Here is a 1,061-nt window from a genome sequence, read left to right on the forward strand (position 1 = left end):
TCGCTTCTGCCTGCGGCCGGCCCGACGACGGGGGCGGTTGTGGAGGGGGCGGACGTGTCCACGAGCGAGGGGACGTTCGCCCGCTACGAGATCGTGGACCTGTCGGCGGCCACGATCGAGGCGCTGCGCGGGCGTGCGCTGGACAGCCTGCTGGCCTCCTTCGGGGACCGGCGCCCCTCCCTCGAGCCCGTGATCGGGGTGGGCGACTACGTGGCCGTCTCGGTCTGGGAGGCCGGCTCGGGCGGGTTGTTCTCCGGGCCCCTGGTGGCCGACCGCTTCTCGGCCGGCTCCAAGTCCGCCCTCATCCCCGAGCAGGTGGTGCCCCGCGACGGGGCCATCAGCGTGCCCTATGCCGGGCGCATCCAGGTGGCCGGGCGCCGGCCCCAGGACGTGCAGGCCCTGATCGAGACCGAGCTCGCCGGCAAGGCGATCCAGCCCCAGGTGCTGGTCTCGGTCACCAAGGCGGTGTCCCAGACGGTGACCGTCACCGGCGAGGTCGTGGCCGGGGCCCGGGTGCCGCTCTCGGGCAAGGGGGACCGCCTGCTCGACGTGGTCGCCACCGCCGGGGGCGTGCGCGCGCCGGTCAACGAGACCTTCGTGCGGCTCTCGCGGGGCCAGCAGACCGCCACGGTGCCGCTGACCACGGTGGTGTCGAACCCGGTCGAGAACATCTTTCTGCGCCCGGGCGACACCCTGACCCTGGTGCGCGATCCCCAGACCTTCCTGGCGGTGGGCGCGCTGGGCAACTCCACCGAGATCCCGTTCCAGGCCGAGGGCATTACCCTGGCCCAGGCGCTGGCCAAGGCGCGCGGCCTGTCCGACTTCCAGGCCGATCCCTCGGGCACCTTCATCTTCCGCTTCGAGCCGGCCGCGGTGGTGCGGCGCCTGAAGCCGGGCAGCCCCCTGCTGGGCACGCCCCTGGTTCCGGTGGTCTACCGGATCAACATGCGCGACCCCAACAGCCTGTTCCTGACCCAGGCCTTCCGCATGCGCAACCGCGACCTCGTCTACGTCTCCAACGCCCCCTTCACCGAGGTCCAGAAGGTCCTCTCCGTCTTCTC

1 protein-coding gene is annotated in these 1,061 nt (G+C 72.4%); it reads left to right on the plus strand.

The window, feature by feature from the left end; translation table 11 throughout:
- The coding region (locus ASF18_RS08025; RefSeq protein ID WP_056350691.1) for a polysaccharide biosynthesis/export family protein at positions 1 to 1,061 on the plus strand (1,061 nt) is incomplete at both ends.

It is taken from the genome of Methylobacterium sp. Leaf89, from assembly GCF_001422215.1.
GTDB lineage: Bacteria > Pseudomonadota > Alphaproteobacteria > Rhizobiales > Beijerinckiaceae > Methylobacterium.